The sequence below is a fragment of the Nostoc sp. NMS4 genome (genome assembly GCF_017115095.1).
Taxonomy (GTDB): domain Bacteria; phylum Cyanobacteriota; class Cyanobacteriia; order Cyanobacteriales; family Nostocaceae; genus Nostoc.
In genome coordinates, this window is the sequence record NZ_JABXKI010000239.1 from 20,386 (window position 1) to 35,712 (window position 15,327).

Genomic DNA, 15,327 nt, shown 5'->3' on the forward strand with positions numbered 1-15,327 from the left:
TGACAGGAGTGCTGCTAAGAACTTTGACTAATAAGTTTTCTGCCGATCATAATTTTCTGCTTAAGCATTAACACTTGCCGCCACGAAGTTTACTGAAATATTTGTGAACTTTAATTCCAGCAACTCGGTAATCTCTACTATTGAGTAGGCATTGCTCAATTTTGATACTATTTTTACGAAAAGGTCTACAGTGTCTTGACTTCCAGGATTTAAGAACTCGTGGCTCGGAGTCGGCCTTTCTCGGAGTGGAGAAAAGCGGGAGGCGGGATCTAGTTGGCTCAACCAGTAATCTTGATGCACGGTTTTGTCGCCGAGTCAGGGGGGTGACTTCCTGGCTAAGGCATCCAGTTATACCGCCGAAAATTCTAATGTTGAAACTACGAAATCAAAAATCGCTAAAAGAAGAAAACAAGAAATCGTTTTTTCGTCCTTTCGTTAAATAGCGAAAGCAATATTAACCATGATTATCTGTCCAAAATTTAAAAATACGCTGTAATAGCTCAACCTGAGTACAGCCATAGGTTGCAGCCGCAATTTTAAAATCCTTCTTGAACTCGGCAGGTACTTTAAAATTCAGGTTGGAAATTTCACTTGGATCGGGCTTCTCCAGGTTGTCTTTTGTTTCCTTGATACTAGGGGGTTCACCCTTGCTCGGCTTGCGAGGTGGTGGTGGTGGTTTGGTTCCCATATCATGCCTCCTGCTCATTCAATAAATCAATAATTCCTTGTACGACTTGTTCTGCCCGTTGCTTTAACGTTGGGAAGGTAACTTCTGAAAGAGCGCGACCATTATCAGAAGCTTGTCGGTAAGCTGTCTTTTCAGGGATTGAGCCAGCCACTGTGTTATAGCCAGCCTTATGAATATACGATCGGGCTTCTTCAATTTCATTCTCCCGATCGCCGACTCGACATAAAGCAAAAACAATTTTATCCGCAGGGATTTTGGCGTTTATCAGTTCATGCGCCAACAGTACAGACGGTTTGAGGTCATCGAGTGATAAGCCTGTGGGCAAGACTACTAAATCACAGGCGCGGGCTATCTCCAATGTTCCTTGCATCGAATGCGGTGGCCCGTCCAGAATCATGAGGTCATAAACATCAGCGTGTTTCAGAGCTTGGGCAACAGTGCGGAATTGCTCAACTGCAATCTCCGGCTGGATACCATTTACTTCCCGACGCTGTTTCCAGTCCGTACTTGTACCTTGAGATATATCTAGGTCGGCAATTTTTACATCCCAGCCAGCAGCAGCATACTCACGGGCAATCAGTCGGGCAATAGTGCTTTTTGAAACGCCGCCTTTTTGGGAGATAACACCCACTAATAGGGTCATCGTGCTTTCGTCCTTTCGCTTTATAGCGATTTATTTATATCGTGTTTTCGTTCTTTGTTCAAGTTACGACTTCGTTATAGCAAGAAATAACGATTTAAACAAAGGACGAAATCGTTATTTCGCTACATACACTTTATATATGATTTCAAAAACTAATGCTCAAGGAGATATGGAAGGTCTGCCGAACCAAGATCGTAATTACTTCGTTTGACTCCAACCAACACAGGTAACAATTTTTCCCAAAATTGGGAATTTCAGTTACACTTCTTTACTACTGCTACGACAGTGCATAATTCATGCTAACAGTAAAATTTGAGGAGGTTGTTTGGATCGATGGTAGCCTCCTGGGAGTATTCTACACACCCGGAAAGTGCTGGCAATTCAGAGTAATTAGTTCTACGGGTGAAGTTTTTGGTGAAGAGCGAATTTACTATACAGCCCTTGCCGCTTTGAACGCTGGGCGTACTTGGTTAGGGTTGCCGGGGATTTGATCACTTCCAGCAATCATCTCCGTACATAATTTTTTTAGTACCATCAGGGTAGAATCTAGCGCACCAACCTTGACTAACGCGCCAATTGTCGTAAGCGATAGTGCCAGCCATTAAAATGAGCGTTGCAAAGCCAACAGTTATCGCTACTTTTTTCCAGCTAATCTGTCGTTGAGTGGGCTGTAGTTCCTTCATTTAGCGAGTTGTTTGAATGTTTCATCAAGCGTAACTTTAGTAAATTAGCTTTGTCTCCTGTAAAATTAACTACTGAATTCTTGCGTTGCCCTATACGTCCGGTTTGTTTTTTCCCAATTTTGGGAAAAATTTCACAAGAGATTTTGTGCAACCACTCGATAGCGCTGATCAATCAAAGGTGGAAACTCTGTTCCAAATGAATAGCCATTCGCTTCTAAATCTTCGAGCTTTCCGGCTAATTCAATGCGCCGATCGCACCAAGAGCAATATGACCGCGATTACTCAAGTAAGCTAAGGATTCATTATCATTCCGGGATGCGGCTTGGAGAATCATCTGCCATTCAAGGAGAGCCTTCGATTCACGCGAACCCAAGATTAATTCCACGATTTCTTTGGGGGATGGCAATTGTCGGCGTACAGGGAACTCAATCATTGATCTCTCTGCGGCCTCGATAAATTCTTCTTGAGTTAGGTTTTCACTCAAGTGCTTGTAGTAGATTCTGACTACAGGCTCAGTCATTCGATAGCCAAAATGCCCTGCAATTTCTTCAAAGCGCTCAAGAAAAAGGCTTTCTTCTATCATGAATCTCCTTATTTTTTAAACACGTTCTGTAAAACCAGCCGATTGTTAAGTGCTAAATCCTCTTTGTTCCCATTTCTCCCGGCGCTACTCACCTTCGCAGCAAGCATGGTTCCCAACACACTCGGATCGTTCAGCACTTCTTTGAATGTTGAAATCCAACTCAGCAATACACCCCACCTCTCAGGATCGCGCTCTGCTTTATTCACACAAGCCCGGACATAAGCAATATCAGGATTGCGATCGAATGAATGCCACTGCAAGAACTTTAAAAAATCCATCTTGAGGTCATTGGGGCTTGCATCCAGAACGCGCCCAGACTCCCGGTAAACGTTCGCGTCGGCTCCTAACCTATGCTCTGCAAGCTTCACCAGTTCTGAGCGCGGTAGAGTTTGACCTGAGCGCACTTTATCCTCATACTCCTGTACCCAATTCGGTGTTTGCGAAATTTCAAAATTTTCGCCGCCCGCGCCGCCCGGAATATTTTTCTTCATGAAAATGCAATCCTGGCCTTGAGAATTTAATTCCTTACCCTCTAGTTCTTGCTGAGTATCGTCTAATACCTCTACCTCTACTGTATTTACGAATCCCTGGTCAACCTCTTTATTTTTTTTTTCTTGGGAAAAATTTAAAGGTTGGGTTTTTAAAAGAGAGAAATCCGGCTTTTGTTGAGAACTCTCTTGAGAAATATATGATGTAGTCTTTGCCGTAGTCTTTGAGGGGTCTGGGGCGCTTGCCCTGACTGGGTTTGAGGGGGGTGCGGATATCCCAATGGGGGATACTTGTATCTCCGTAGGGGAGAAGCTTGTTTCTCCGTATGGGCTATCCTTGTATCTCCCGTTGGGAGATGCTTGATTCTCCCAACGGGAGAAACTGAATTTACCAAGGGTTTCAGCCAATAAAGATAGGTTTTGGTGTAAAGAGTCGATCATGCTCAAAGGGGAAATTTGTTCCTCCCGGCACTTCCTAAAAAACTGATTTGCTACAACATGGCAACTCCGTACAACCTCTCTAAACTTCTCCATCTGGCTTTGGATTTCTTCATTTTGAATACCCCGACTCAGCAGCACACCGTACATCCCTATTAGGTTCTTGAACTGCTTTTTGATTCGGGATGCAATCATCCAAGTCTCCCAAACGGCGCTCAATACTCCATCTATCAGGCGATACTCCAAGCGGCCAGGTATGCCCCGGAGACGCTGCTCAACGTAACCACGCTCCACCAATAGCTCTCTAGCTGTTTGTTGCTGCTTTTCTGTTAATGAAGTTTCAAAGAACCACTCTTCTTGTGTCTTGTAAATCCAACCGTCTCTGTTGTGTTGCTTGCCAGTCCAATAGGTAAGCTGGCATATAAAGACCGCGGCCTCATGGGAACCTACTACTGGTACTAATTCAGGATGAAAGGCTACCGGAGAACCGATTTCTGGGAGGATATCTGTAATTTTCATTTTTTTCTCCTATGAAGTGTGATGGTTGCCAGAGAAAGATGCCGAGCGCTATATTTAGTTTCTACAAAACCTCCTCCGAATCGGACTAGGGGTTTGGGTTTGTTCTAATGGGTGTGTTTTTTGTTCTTCCATAGTTACTTTGTACTACCTAAAAATAATAATTTAATTTTGGGTAGTTTGTCGATGTAAATATCAAAAATATCGCAGCATCATTTCCGGTAAAAGTATTAATTTAACCTCAACCAATTGATGAAATTAAACTTATCGATATCTCAATAAGTTGATTATTCGTTGCTATTAAAGGAAACAACGGTTGTCAAAATTTCCGATTTTGTGCATCCGATCTGTCTCACAAAACTGATATATTTGCCCTCGTCCCCGTGAAAAAAAGATAACAATTTGTAAAGTTTAGATCGTTAGTTGGTGGCTGATGTGTTTCTATTACCACCTTGTCGAAGTAAGTACTTCCAGATGCGGTCAAAGTTTTGCTGACTGATTTTTAGTGCTTGCTGATGCCCTCTTGCAATGTCAGCCAGTTGTGTGACCATCCTCTCTCTAGCTCTGCCCTCTTTACTGCCCTAGAGCGCCGGTCGAGTAAAAGTAATTGACAAATTAAAAAGACTATGAAGCAGGAATGAGCGACGAATTTTCTGGTGTAATGTGGGACATACGAGCCATAACATGAAGATTGTGAACAACAGCCATTCTGCGGAGATCAAAAAGGTTTTTCCGCAAACCAAGATAGCGAGCCTGGTCTCCTTGCCAGTGGCCAATATGAGCTAATGTATGCTCAACACTGACACGCTGACGGAGTTGAGCGCGTCCTACCTCAGAAGTTTGACGCTCTCGGAGTTCCACTAGTAAAGATTCATCAGGGTGAATGGAAATGGTTCGACCATGTTTGCTGGTAGTGCATTGAGCATGTAGGGGACAAGCAAGACATTGATCTTTCGGAAAGTGGACAACACCACCTTCATGAAAGGGCAAACTGATACCATTTGGGCAGCGGATGAGAGAATTGTCCCAATCGAGAACAAAAGCATTTTTATCAAAAAGTTTACCATTGCGGACTTTCCAAGCTTTACAAATAATAGTTAGATCAGCTGTACGCTGTTTCACCAAATGACTGGTCAAATAGGCCCGGTCAATGTGCAATTCCTGAATAGTAACTTGTTGCTGTTTCAAATCTGACTCAATATCTAAAGTCACTGATGCTTCAGGTGCATTGGCGCTGGTAATACCGACAGCCCTGACTATTCCTATATCTAAATCCTTGGCAATATGACGTTTAAAACCATCAAATTTTTGACTGCGGCTTTTACGTCCATGACGCATATCTTCATCTTCAATGGAAATGCGTCTATCCTTGGCAACCCCCTGACGAAGCTTTGGGGAACCGTCTGCTGCCTCCTCAACATCCTGGGTTTCAATTTGTCGTGCAATTGCCAGATTTGATTGTACTTGTTGAGCCGTTGAATCGTTGAAATCGGTTTTTTGGTTAATCTGTGATTCAACTGAGTTAAGGGTTTGTAAAATGTTTGACAGCGCGATATTTCTAGCTTCTGGATTATCCCAATCTAAGTCAAGAGCCGCTTTCAGGCTGGTTTTGGCGACGAGATCAGCACTAAAGTTTGATGCCACATTTTCTAAACTATCTTGATTACTTTCAGCTATTATTGATAACACTTTTCTCAATGCATGACCTAATAAATTATAGGTATCTTCAACTCTTGCTGCTCCCCATAATGGACTTGAATCTAGGGCTATTCTTAATGAAGTTGAATTATAGCCTCCGCGAACTTTAGCCATTTCAACTGTCTTTTCGATTAACCGTCTATCAAAAGATTGTGATATTAAAAGGGCACGGAATTTTACTAGCGTTCCTTTGCTGAATGGGGCTTTTTCACAATCAAGGCAATCTAAAACTAGCTGCCATCTTCTATCCATTTCTATTGCTTCTATTGCCTCATCATCTGAAACTCCTGTATATGCTTGAAGAATAATGAAAAGTGCCAATTGTGCTGGTGGCACAGGAGATAGTCCAACGCTACTATCTTTAAAAATTTTGGACAATTCTAATTGAAAATCTGAATCAAACAGTTCGTGGCGGATCTGCCGCAAAAATACAAATAGCTTGGCTTTACGTATACGTTTTACTACTGTTGACTCTTTGGGTGATAACTCGATGGGAGGTTGCCAGATTGGTGGACGCATTTTATACCCTTTATTCCTTGAACCTCGGAGATTGGACACAACAAATATTGTATCTTTTGTCAACTACTTTTACTCGACCGGCGCTCTAGCCATCGCACTTGACTAGAGAGAGTAGCAGTAACCATTTTTTTACTTATGAGAATATTGCTTATAAGAACATTGCTTATAAGAACCACAGTTCCAATAACTAACAGTGACTACAGCAAAGCTTGATGCAATCAATTTGAATTGCACCAGAGTTCACAACGTCGGTTTGTGTTTTCCCAATTTTGGGAAAAATTCACTGACTAGCCGGCGTTGCAATTCTGGGCCACTCTCCCCCATCACTACACCATCAGTTTTCTCGACCCACCGCTTAATGCGATCGCACGGGTGTTCTCGTTGCGATCGCATATTTACCAGATTTATCTATCTGGTGGTATGCAAACCTCTTTTTTTAGTTGAAGGTCAAGTGAAAGCGATAGCTTAAGGTTCAATGACCCGCAGGTAGAGGAGGCTAAAACCCAAAGAGATGCTAAAGCAACTACTCCTCCAACAATGATGAAGGCAGTTGATCTGTAATGAGATTTTTTTGAGCGATTCGGACGACGGGTTAGTGTCTGTCTTTGAAACCTATTCATTTGATACCTTTAAAATCTGGGGTTGAACTTTGGTTGTCTTCAATTACCATCAGACCCCAGATTTCTTAACCATTGGCCAGACAAAGGTGTTGGAGTTATGTAAGACTTAGGTAAAAGTTGTGGTAGGTTAATGGCAAGGTCATCAAGGTCACTCCGAGCATCGACAGCAGGTCTGGAAAAAGCTAATAACGCATTTAAGCTGAAGGGGTGGACTCAGGATTACTTGGCTGGGACTGTTGGATGTTCTCGTCAAACCATCAATAATTTTTTTGCCAAACGACCTGTTGACAAGGGTATATTCCAAAGCATTTGTACAGAATTGGGTTTGGAGTGGGGAGAGATTGCAGAACTAGAAACCGGAGAAGAAAAACCCATTGTCCCAACAACAATCGATGCTTTAGTAAATCAGGTGCGTGAAAAAGTCAGCGCAGACATTCAAAAACGATGCGGATGGATGCGTGTTTTGGACATGACTCAGCCCATCGGGATAAATGACATTTACACAGATGTCAATATTCTGGAGAAAATTACAGGACGCAAACGATTAGAAATAGCTCAACTTTTAGAAAACTTCAACCCGGAAGGCTTCGAGCGATTTGGACTGAATCAAGCGATAGGAAAGCGAGTTCCAGGTCTGGAGGCTGTTGAGCAACATTCCAAATTAATGATTTTAGGAAAGCCAGGAGCTGGTAAGACAACTTTTTTAAAACGAATAGCAATTCAATGTAATTTAGGGAATTTTTTAGCGAATTATGTTCCAATTTTCATTACGCTAAAAGACTTTGCTGAAGAAGAAGGTAAACTAAGTTTATTACAATATATAAATAATCAATTTGTTAATAATAATAATATTTCAGAACAAAAAATAATTAAAACACTGCTGCTTCAGGGTCGGGCAATTGTATTATTGGATGGGTTAGACGAAGTTAAGCAAGCAGACAATGATAGGGTTTTAAAAGAAATTCGTGACTTCTCCATTCAGTACGATGCTAACCATTTTGTGATCACCTGCCGGATTGCGTCAAAGGAATATACATTTGAACAGTTTACTGAGGTTGAGGTTGCCGATTTTGATGATAAGCAGATTGCGGAGTTTGCTACAAAATGGTTTCAAACTAAAGACCCAAAGAAAGCTGAAAACTTTATTCATAAACTCCAAGGAAACCAACGAATTAAAGAATTAGCAACCAATCCTTTGCTTTTGACATTGTTGTGTTTATTATTTGGCGAATCTACAGATTTTCCTTTAAATCGTGCTGAACTATACGAGGAAGGGGTAGAAGTATTGCTGAAAAAGTGGGATGGTACACGCAGCATTGAACGCGATGTAGTTTATCACAAACTCTCTCTCAAACGCAAAGAAGACCTCCTCAGCAAGATTGCTTTAGAAACCTTTGTAGATGGCAATTATTTTTTCAAAGAAAGACTTGTAAAACAATACATTAGTGATTACATTCAGAATCTCCCTGATGCCCAAACCGATCCAGAAGCGCTTTTACTAAATAGTAAAGCCGTACTGAAATCGATTGAGGCACAACATGGATTACTTGTAGAAAGAGCCAGAGGAATTTATTCATTTTCTCATTTAACATTTCATGAGTTCTTCACCGCTAGAAATATCGATTCTCAACAGACATTTCAACAGTTAGTTAGTCATATTACTGACAAGCGTTGGCGAGAGGTCTTCTTGCTAACTGTAGGGATGTTGAAAAATTCTGATGAATTGTTGTTGTTGATGAAACAGCAGATTGATAGGCATCTAGCAGACGATGAAGAACTACAGCAATTCTTGACTTGGATTAATGAAAAATCATGTTCTGTAGAAACCCGCTATAAACCTGCTGCTGTTCGAGCCTTCTACTTCTCCCTCTCCCTCTCCCGATCCCTCTCCCTCTCCCGATCCCTCGACCTCGACCTCTCCCGATCCCTCTCCCGATCCCTCGACCTCGACCTCGACCTCGACCTCGACCTCTCCCGATCCCTCGACCTCGACCTCTCCCGATCCCTCGACCTCAATTTCTCCCGATCCCTCGACCTCGAATTAAAGCGATCACTACAACAAGTCAAAGACCAACTGCCCAATTCAAGTGAAGGTAAAAAAGCATTTAAACAGTGGTGGCAAACAAATGGTCAAACCTGGACTGAACACCTCAGAACCGTAATCATTCAGCGTCGCAATATTGGACACGATTGGCAGTTTAGCGATATTCAGAAGGAACTATTGAAGCAGTACTATGACGCAAATAAGCTACTGGTTGAGTGCCTCAACAGTGAATGTTATGTAAGCCGTTCAGTTCGACAGGAGATTGAAGATACATTGCTATTGCCAGTAAGTTGAAACATAACGCGAAACTGCGATGCCGAAGGCGGTAAAGGGGAGCAGAAGTTGAGCGACTTACAAAAAGGTCGCTAAACGGGTGACAGGAACCAATATCTCCTAAAGCGCAAGTTGTTCAGGGTAAAACCATCACCAGAATTTTAGTAATATATTCCCAATTTTGGGAAAGTTTACTCACAATTGCAATTCTGGGCCATTATCCCCCATCACAACGCCCAGAGTTTTCTCGACCCAACGTTTAATACCATCGCGCAGCGCCGGGGCATTCCTCCAGCTAGTTTGTTTAATTTGCAATATCCTGAGCAGTTCCTCATCAGGACTCACCTCCGGTTCGGGAGTCGGGGCAATAGCAATAAATTCTTGCAATGGCTGAATAATTCCCGCATTGGCAGCTGCATCAAAACTCATACTCTGAGTGCAAGCCGGAGTTACAGAATTCGTCGGGAGTGCGACCTGCGCCCCCTTATCTACTAGCTCTTGGATATTAACCATCACCTGCCGGACGTTCTGATGATTAGCTTCTGGCATCGCTACAAAACAACTGGGCAGAATTGCTTTGATACCACTAGCTACCTGCTGATTACAGTTCTGGGCGACCCGTTGCATATACTCTAGGAACTCTGGAAATATCGCAACAGTTGTGCGATCGCAATCCTTGTAAAACTCAGAGTAAGCATTTGAAATTGCTGCCGCTTCCCACTTGCCACCTTGAGGCTTGTACTTCTTGTCGGCCCACCAATGCAAAAATACGGGGAAAGGCCGCTTCGGAGCAATCTCCCAAACTTGCTGTGCTTGGTCTTTTACCTCTGGTGATGAATCAGATTTCTTTTTAAAGCCCACTCCCGCCACGGAGTCACATTTAGGTTCGGTAACTAATTTTTCAAAGCTCGGTGGCGGCGCGGCGGAACATTCACCCTCAGAACTGTCTGTGTGGTCATTGAGTGGCTTTTGTTCAAGACTTCCAACGTAGTGCGTATTGATGGGTGGTTCATCGCTCCAGGGGTCAAAATCAAGCCATTGGTCAAGCTCTTGATTTTCTTGGTTTTTATCTAAAACTCTTTCTTTCTCGATTTCCCGATCTTGAGTAGAAATAGAGTTTTCTTTATATGTAGAAGGAAATTGTGTTTGCAATTTCGCGTCGTTGCGATCGCAATCTCGTGTCATTGCATTTGCAATTTCGGCATCCAATAAGGGGTTTGGGCTTTTTCCATAACAATGAGGGAAACAGCCTGTTAATTCAAACAAACGTTCTACATCAAGTGTCATCCAAGAGGAAGTCAAATCAGGATGCCAGTGCGGAGGTTTTGTAACCAGATGTTTTTTTAAACGCACATAGCAGTCCTTCTCAATAATTCCGAGTGCCTCCAATTCTCTAGCCATCTTTCCAAAATTCCAGGGGCTGAGAGATGTAAACTGGTTACTCGTCCAATCTTCATAAGAGTTGTAGATCCACTTTCTGTCATCCTCCGTGCGATACCCATACCCAGACTGCATCCAGAATGCAAGCTGATTAATTAAAATACATGCTTCTGCTGGATGACAAACATTAAGCTCCTTCATTGCTCTTGCCAGTTCGGGGCTATAAATAAGTGTCAAGTTCTTGGATTTCGCAGATGCATTAATTTCTTGTGTCTCTGGCGCGAACGCAGTTGTCATTTGTGCTACTACCATTTCGCTGCACCTTCGGTTTGTTGCAGGGTGGAGGTGGCTGTGGAAGAATTATTGTTTGTGCATAGCTTGTTGAAATCCCAATCTTTGTCTTTGTTGTGGATGTTACTTGCAGGTTTTATCATGCTTCTCCTTTTACCTAAAAGAAGCGAATCTTCAAGCCTTGTTACGCCTACAAAGGAGTGTTACTATGGGAGAATAGTAGACAACCTTGCCAGCAAATAGAAGATTTGCTTGCTTGGTGGATTTGCTGAAAGTGAACTTCTCCTAATTGGTAGAAGATTCGCTTTGTGAATTGTCCCCTTGGTGGATTTCGCCTGGGCGGTAGATTCGCTTTTGTGTTAAGGAGCTACTGTTGGGCTTACTCAAAACTTTTCTCGTCGGCAAACTTGAATGGAGTTTTGGGTAAAGTATCAGTAAGCTCCGAAAATTGAGAAATTCAGAATATCCTTATTATTCTCATAACTACTATGATACACCAAGTTGCGCGTTTCATAATAATTTATCGCAAAACTTGTAGTAATTATGAATTGATGAAGGGTAAAACAGATGAAGCAAGGGTTGACCATGCTGCAAGAGGCTGCCATGTTTTCAGAAAAGCAAGTCGTTGCGCTGACTGGCTTTAGTCGAAAACGGTTGTACAACCTCAGCATTTCAAAAATTGTTCAACCTCAAAAAGACCCTATCCTCTACACTTGGAAACAGGTAATCTTTCTACGAATGCTTTATCTTCTAAGAGAAGATTGGTCGCTTCAGATGCTGGAAAAAATTTTTAAAGCTTTTCCTGATGACAAAATTGAAGAAATAATTGAAGGCATTGATACGTCTACTGCGATAGCACTTTTTTCTGAAAGTAGCGGCGAATTACAATTTAAAATTCTGGGGCCTATAACCTTTGACAGCGATTTAGAAAAATATGCTTTCAACAAATCCTTAGAAAGCTTTAAAGAAGGCAAACTTCTTGATTATGAGAAAACTCATGCCATTGTTTCTTGCATTATTGGAGATGAACCGAATGGTTCAAAAATTTCAATACAAAAACAAACTGTTATTATCATTCCAGAATTGATTAGAGAATTAAAAAAGGTTGCAGACGGTCTAAATATCGAATATTTTGACTTAAAAGTTGGTTAGTTTTAATTAAATTACTCAAATATTCTTCATTATTTTAAATAACCTGGCTGCAAAGTCAGGTTATTATTTTATTCAGTATGCAGAAATTCAAAATTTCCTGCCACACCTATACCTGCATTATTTAATAAAGAATTACTAATTCGTTAAAGCGTGGGTAGGCACGGCTATTTACAGCGATCAATATTTGTATTACTACGCTGACTGAAATTTAAGTTGCACTTATCATTCTCCTCCCTTCGCTTTTTTAGTAGGTGAAGGGTTTTCTGTTTTACGTCGTTCGTCTAGAAATTTTTTTACCAGTACGAGTACCAGCGCTGGTACAGTTCTGTACTGTTCATCAGCAGCTTGTTGTAATTCGTCCAACTCCTCCTCGGAGACTCGGATCGTAATTCGCGGCTTATCGGAAGGCATGAGTAAGGTGTATACAATCAATGCCATTATCCACCTCCTTTAGAAAAATTTGTTCTTGGTGTTGACAGGTGACGACACCTTTCGTTATCCTACCAGATATAGACTAAAAACGCCCATAACGCTTATCAGAAGCCTAATTCACCCGAATTCAGGTTACAGAATTTTATTGCCGATAAATAGATCAAAACCCAGCACTGATAAGCGTTTTGCTGAATTAATTAATCTTTGTAGAGGATTTTGAAAATGCTAATAACCCGGTCAAATCCGGTTGAAACAACCCAAAGCGTTCCAGCAATGCCCACGGGCATCGATACTGGGGCAGGGCTAGTCAAAATGGCGATCGCCGGAACAAGAGTTCGTATTCCTTCCAAAGTGGTGCAAGTGACCGACCTCGAAGATGATTTGAAATCTCCAGAAGGTGGCTACTTTTTCTACCAAGATGGCGATCGCGCAGACCTGATTGGCAAGCAATTCTTAACAGGCTCCCTTGCTGACTGGAAAGCTCCTACCACCCATGTCCGACTTAGTGATGATTCAGCCCTAAAAGTGGAATACTCCTTGCACACATTGCTGGGTGGACTTGCGACACTGCCACACCGCGATGAGTGGAATTTATATTTGGTTTTGAGTATTCACAATGCCAAACTTTTTAAAGATGCACTGATCAGCAAAATCAGCGGCTCCCATATTGTTAAGTTGGGCAATAAAACTGGCCCAGCATCGAAGATAAATCTGAACGTATCCCTCGTTGTGCCGGAGGGTGCAGGTTCTTACAGTTATTGTGTTGCACTCAAACCAGAGCCATTAATTGATCGCACGGCTCAAGCGATCGCAATTGACTTCGGCACATCGACAATCATCCCTACAGTTTTTGCCCCAGGTGGTGCAATTATCCATCGTCAGGTTTTGGAAGTGGCAGGTTGCATCGACCTACTAAGTGAAATTGCATCCGACCCCGAATTAATTCAATTTTTGGGCAGTGGCAAGTCCGGCAATATCGAAACAATTCGCCAGGGAATAGAAAGTGGGAATTTTCAATATGGCACTCGTAACTTCAATTTCCGAGACATTTATGCCCATCATCTTACCCCGTGGCTTAAAGATAGGTTGCGGTTGGCATTTAAAGAAATTGCAGAATGGCGAGATGTGGCGCAGAGTTTCGTTGCCTGGGGTGGTGGATCAGAAATGCCGGGAGTTTCCAAAATGTTGCAATCACAAGGTATTAATCCAGTACCAGATGGATGCTGGGCTAATGCCTTGGGATTGGAACGAATAGCCACGGGAAGATTAGCACGAGGTAAATAATTATGGCGGAGAATCGGCGGGTAAGATTGGAACCTCACATTGAAGAATATCTACAAACTCACGCAGTAAGAGTATTGGGAAAAGCTCCGGCTCAAATCACCGGTGCGGAGTTAACGACAATCGCAAATGCGCTGCTCTACGAACACAAATTAGCGCATGGATTATTGACACAAATCCCGTTAATTAGGGTATTTAACTGGTTTACAGGGTTAATTGGCAATAAAACAATTTCATCTTCAATACCAGCATCATTACCAATTAAATCAGAAGCAGAAAATTATGATTTTGATGCCCAATTAGGGGATTTATTCGAGGAAGTTGTATGAATCAAAATGAAGCGATCGCACAGACGACCAATCAACTGCGATCGCCCCACATTGAAATGTATCTCTCGCCGCAAAACGAAAAGTACTTAAGGATTCTAACAATGGCACTCAATTATAACAATCCCGAACACTGGGGCAAATCACCGCTAACGGATCGCTCTTTGATGTTAGAGCAAATTAAAGCAGAAAACGAAGCGAACGCACAATCTCTTAGGCAAAGCGATGTCCCAGTATCACCGAATCAATCTACTGCAAAGAATAAGCATAACTCAGAATTTTAATCATGACTAAACCAATAGGATATTTTTGCTCAGGAACGATGCCTGGAGATACAGGGTTACTTGCAGATATGCAGGAATCGTGGGGTAGCACATTCGAGGCAATCAACAACGCTCAACGACTTTGGATGATTCAGCAGATTAGCTCAACTCTATCCCAAAACTATCTAGAGTCAAATCTGGATTCTCCTCGTGATTCTGAAGTTAAGGAAGTAGCAGAAAGATTAGATGAGTTATCGCCGGGTCAATTATTGGGCTTGCTAGATGCTCTCGTAGCCCAAGTAAAAGGTAATTAATTATTCGCTATGGGGTGGTTTGTCTACCCCAAAAATACTCAAGGAATAAAGCCATTGAACACTAATCGAATTTGGCGAAAACACAGCAGCAAGATTGTTTTTGGATCACTCATCGCTGGGAGCTTAATACTCAGTTATAAGGACATTAGTGCCAATATGCAATCCCTATCTATTGCGCGAACAACCATTGCATTTAATGGTCAACAGCAAATGCTATTAGAGCAGCAATTAAGCCACGAACAGGCACTCTCTAAAGTCGCAGAGGCTAGATACAAAGCAGGTTGCACCATTGTAGTAGCGGTAAAATCAGCGAGGAATTTAGCAACTCTGGTAGAGGGTGAAACGGTACTAGATCGCACCACTAAAAGGTCACTCCCAATTGGCACAGTTGTCTGTGATGGCAATGGCAATACGGGCGTTTTAATTGCTGATCAAGATGGTGTTCCGGTAGTCGCGCAGATGGCATTTACGGGAGATCGCCAATTAGCTATCAACCAAATCAAGAAGATTCGCGGCGCAAAACTTTACTACTACACACCTCAAAAATAAGGAATAATCAACATGGCTTTAGGTTCTAAAAGTTCAAATCCTGGTGCTTCTGCATGGCAGTCTGGTGGTAACAATAAGAGTAAAAAAATACGGTTCTTGCGTTACTTTTATGGAAAATTAATACTAAAGTGCCAGTTTAATAAACT

20 protein-coding genes are annotated in these 15,327 nt (G+C 42.2%); 9 read left to right on the forward strand and 11 right to left on the reverse strand.

Going from position 1 to position 15,327, the window contains the following annotated elements; all coding sequences use genetic code 11:
* Positions 1-60: 60 nt before the first annotated feature.
* The 3 genes from HWQ37_RS21640 to HWQ37_RS21650 form a co-directional block, all read right to left on the reverse strand.
* Positions 61-300, reverse strand: a complete 240-nt coding sequence (locus tag HWQ37_RS21640) for a hypothetical protein (RefSeq protein WP_292750699.1) — start codon at positions 298-300, stop codon at positions 61-63.
* A 154-nt stretch (positions 301-454) separates the two neighbouring features.
* The gene (locus tag HWQ37_RS21645; RefSeq protein WP_292750701.1) at positions 455-688 is read right to left on the reverse strand and encodes a hypothetical protein; all 234 of its coding nucleotides are present in this window, start codon (positions 686-688) and stop codon (positions 455-457) included.
* A gap of 1 nt (position 689) precedes the next feature.
* On the reverse strand, positions 690-1,331 hold the full coding sequence (locus tag HWQ37_RS21650; protein ID WP_292750703.1) for a ParA family protein: 642 nt from the start codon (positions 1,329-1,331) through the stop codon (positions 690-692).
* Positions 1,332-1,627: 296 nt separating this feature from the next.
* Here HWQ37_RS21650 and HWQ37_RS21655 point away from each other — a divergent pair, with 296 nt between their 5' ends.
* Complete coding sequence (locus HWQ37_RS21655) at positions 1,628-1,822, forward strand: hypothetical protein (RefSeq protein WP_292750705.1); 195 nt, start codon at positions 1,628-1,630, stop codon at positions 1,820-1,822.
* Here the strand turns inward: HWQ37_RS21655 and HWQ37_RS21660 are convergent, their stop codons facing one another.
* The 5 genes from HWQ37_RS21660 to HWQ37_RS21680 all read right to left on the reverse strand — a co-directional run bounded on the left by HWQ37_RS21660 (position 1,823) and on the right by HWQ37_RS21680 (position 6,256).
* Positions 1,823-2,014 carry a hypothetical protein gene (locus HWQ37_RS21660; RefSeq protein WP_292750707.1) on the reverse strand — a complete coding sequence of 64 codons (192 nt, stop codon included), beginning with the start codon at positions 2,012-2,014 and terminating at the stop codon, positions 1,823-1,825.
* Positions 2,015-2,249: 235 nt separating this feature from the next.
* Positions 2,250-2,597: a hypothetical protein gene (locus HWQ37_RS21665; RefSeq protein WP_292750709.1), complete on the reverse strand. Its 348-nt coding sequence runs from the start codon at positions 2,595-2,597 to the stop codon at positions 2,250-2,252.
* Positions 2,598-2,605: 8 nt separating this feature from the next.
* The gene (locus tag HWQ37_RS21670; RefSeq protein ID WP_292750711.1) at positions 2,606-4,042 is read right to left on the reverse strand and encodes a hypothetical protein; all 1,437 of its coding nucleotides are present in this window, start codon (positions 4,040-4,042) and stop codon (positions 2,606-2,608) included.
* Positions 4,043-4,458: 416 nt separating this feature from the next.
* Positions 4,459-4,590, reverse strand: a complete 132-nt coding sequence (locus tag HWQ37_RS21675; RefSeq protein WP_292750713.1) for a hypothetical protein — start codon at positions 4,588-4,590, stop codon at positions 4,459-4,461.
* A 73-nt stretch (positions 4,591-4,663) separates the two neighbouring features.
* Complete coding sequence (locus HWQ37_RS21680) at positions 4,664-6,256, reverse strand: IS1182 family transposase (protein WP_292750715.1); 1,593 nt, start codon at positions 6,254-6,256, stop codon at positions 4,664-4,666.
* 297 nt (positions 6,257-6,553) lie between these two features.
* On the opposite strand from HWQ37_RS21680, the gene HWQ37_RS21685 reads away from it, so the two are divergent.
* Positions 6,554-6,700 carry a hypothetical protein gene (locus HWQ37_RS21685; protein ID WP_292750717.1) on the forward strand — a complete coding sequence of 49 codons (147 nt, stop codon included), beginning with the start codon at positions 6,554-6,556 and terminating at the stop codon, positions 6,698-6,700.
* Positions 6,701-7,006: 306 nt separating this feature from the next.
* The gene (locus HWQ37_RS21690) at positions 7,007-9,214 is read left to right on the forward strand and encodes an NACHT domain-containing protein (protein WP_292750719.1); all 2,208 of its coding nucleotides are present in this window, start codon (positions 7,007-7,009) and stop codon (positions 9,212-9,214) included.
* 174 nt (positions 9,215-9,388) lie between these two features.
* Here the strand turns inward: HWQ37_RS21690 and HWQ37_RS21695 are convergent, their stop codons facing one another.
* Entirely contained in the window at positions 9,389-10,870 is a 1,482-nt protein-coding gene (locus tag HWQ37_RS21695) for a hypothetical protein (protein ID WP_292750721.1), read from the reverse strand.
* Positions 10,871-10,878: 8 nt separating this feature from the next.
* Complete coding sequence (locus HWQ37_RS21700) at positions 10,879-11,007, reverse strand: hypothetical protein (protein ID WP_292750723.1); 129 nt, start codon at positions 11,005-11,007, stop codon at positions 10,879-10,881.
* Positions 11,008-11,431: 424 nt separating this feature from the next.
* Between HWQ37_RS21700 and HWQ37_RS21705 the strand changes: the two genes are divergently transcribed.
* Entirely contained in the window at positions 11,432-12,016 is a 585-nt protein-coding gene (locus HWQ37_RS21705) for a hypothetical protein (RefSeq protein WP_292750725.1), read from the forward strand.
* 222 nt (positions 12,017-12,238) lie between these two features.
* On the opposite strand, the gene HWQ37_RS21710 is transcribed toward HWQ37_RS21705, so the two are convergent.
* Entirely contained in the window at positions 12,239-12,454 is a 216-nt protein-coding gene (locus HWQ37_RS21710; RefSeq protein ID WP_292750727.1) for a ribbon-helix-helix domain-containing protein, read from the reverse strand.
* Between the two features lie 216 nt (positions 12,455-12,670).
* Here HWQ37_RS21710 and HWQ37_RS21715 point away from each other — a divergent pair, with 216 nt between their 5' ends.
* The 5 genes from HWQ37_RS21715 (at position 12,671) to HWQ37_RS21735 (ending at position 15,181) form a co-directional block, all read left to right on the forward strand.
* Positions 12,671-13,732: a ParM/StbA family protein gene (locus HWQ37_RS21715; RefSeq protein ID WP_292750728.1), complete on the forward strand. Its 1,062-nt coding sequence runs from the start codon at positions 12,671-12,673 to the stop codon at positions 13,730-13,732.
* Positions 13,733-13,734: 2 nt separating this feature from the next.
* Entirely contained in the window at positions 13,735-14,058 is a 324-nt protein-coding gene (locus HWQ37_RS21720) for a hypothetical protein (RefSeq protein WP_292750730.1), read from the forward strand.
* Entirely contained in the window at positions 14,055-14,339 is a 285-nt protein-coding gene (locus tag HWQ37_RS21725) for a hypothetical protein (RefSeq protein ID WP_292750732.1), read from the forward strand. Before HWQ37_RS21720 ends, HWQ37_RS21725 begins: the two co-directional genes overlap by 4 nt.
* A 2-nt stretch (positions 14,340-14,341) precedes the next feature.
* Positions 14,342-14,632, forward strand: a complete 291-nt coding sequence (locus HWQ37_RS21730; protein ID WP_292750734.1) for a hypothetical protein — start codon at positions 14,342-14,344, stop codon at positions 14,630-14,632.
* 156 nt (positions 14,633-14,788) lie between these two features.
* Positions 14,789-15,181 carry a hypothetical protein gene (locus tag HWQ37_RS21735; protein ID WP_292750736.1) on the forward strand — a complete coding sequence of 131 codons (393 nt, stop codon included), beginning with the start codon at positions 14,789-14,791 and terminating at the stop codon, positions 15,179-15,181.
* Positions 15,182-15,327 lie beyond the last annotated feature (146 nt).

Excerpts from the sequence above, each read along its gene's own strand:
- HWQ37_RS21710 (WP_292750727.1), bottom strand. The coding sequence starts at position 12,454 with ATGGCATTGATTGTATACACCTTACTCATGCCTTCCGATAAGCCGCGA.
- HWQ37_RS21735 (WP_292750736.1), top strand. The coding sequence starts at position 14,789 with ATGCAATCCCTATCTATTGCGCGAACAACCATTGCATTTAATGGTCAA.
- HWQ37_RS21730 (WP_292750734.1), top strand. The coding sequence starts at position 14,342 with ATGACTAAACCAATAGGATATTTTTGCTCAGGAACGATGCCTGGAGAT.
- HWQ37_RS21655 (WP_292750705.1), top strand. The coding sequence starts at position 1,628 with ATGCTAACAGTAAAATTTGAGGAGGTTGTTTGGATCGATGGTAGCCTC.
- HWQ37_RS21725 (WP_292750732.1), top strand. The coding sequence starts at position 14,055 with ATGAATCAAAATGAAGCGATCGCACAGACGACCAATCAACTGCGATCG.
- HWQ37_RS21690 (WP_292750719.1), top strand. The coding sequence starts at position 7,007 with ATGGCAAGGTCATCAAGGTCACTCCGAGCATCGACAGCAGGTCTGGAA.
- HWQ37_RS21660 (WP_292750707.1), bottom strand. The coding sequence starts at position 2,014 with ATGAAGGAACTACAGCCCACTCAACGACAGATTAGCTGGAAAAAAGTA.
- HWQ37_RS21645 (WP_292750701.1), bottom strand. The coding sequence starts at position 688 with ATGGGAACCAAACCACCACCACCACCTCGCAAGCCGAGCAAGGGTGAA.
- HWQ37_RS21695 (WP_292750721.1), bottom strand. The coding sequence starts at position 10,870 with ATGACAACTGCGTTCGCGCCAGAGACACAAGAAATTAATGCATCTGCG.
- HWQ37_RS21670 (WP_292750711.1), bottom strand. The coding sequence starts at position 4,042 with ATGAAAATTACAGATATCCTCCCAGAAATCGGTTCTCCGGTAGCCTTT.
- HWQ37_RS21720 (WP_292750730.1), top strand. The coding sequence starts at position 13,735 with ATGGCGGAGAATCGGCGGGTAAGATTGGAACCTCACATTGAAGAATAT.
- HWQ37_RS21700 (WP_292750723.1), bottom strand. The coding sequence starts at position 11,007 with ATGATAAAACCTGCAAGTAACATCCACAACAAAGACAAAGATTGGGAT.
- HWQ37_RS21680 (WP_292750715.1), bottom strand. The coding sequence starts at position 6,256 with ATGCGTCCACCAATCTGGCAACCTCCCATCGAGTTATCACCCAAAGAG.
- HWQ37_RS21665 (WP_292750709.1), bottom strand. The coding sequence starts at position 2,597 with ATGATAGAAGAAAGCCTTTTTCTTGAGCGCTTTGAAGAAATTGCAGGG.
- HWQ37_RS21650 (WP_292750703.1), bottom strand. The coding sequence starts at position 1,331 with ATGACCCTATTAGTGGGTGTTATCTCCCAAAAAGGCGGCGTTTCAAAA.
- HWQ37_RS21675 (WP_292750713.1), bottom strand. The coding sequence starts at position 4,590 with ATGGTCACACAACTGGCTGACATTGCAAGAGGGCATCAGCAAGCACTA.
- HWQ37_RS21705 (WP_292750725.1), top strand. The coding sequence starts at position 11,432 with ATGAAGCAAGGGTTGACCATGCTGCAAGAGGCTGCCATGTTTTCAGAA.
- HWQ37_RS21715 (WP_292750728.1), top strand. The coding sequence starts at position 12,671 with ATGCTAATAACCCGGTCAAATCCGGTTGAAACAACCCAAAGCGTTCCA.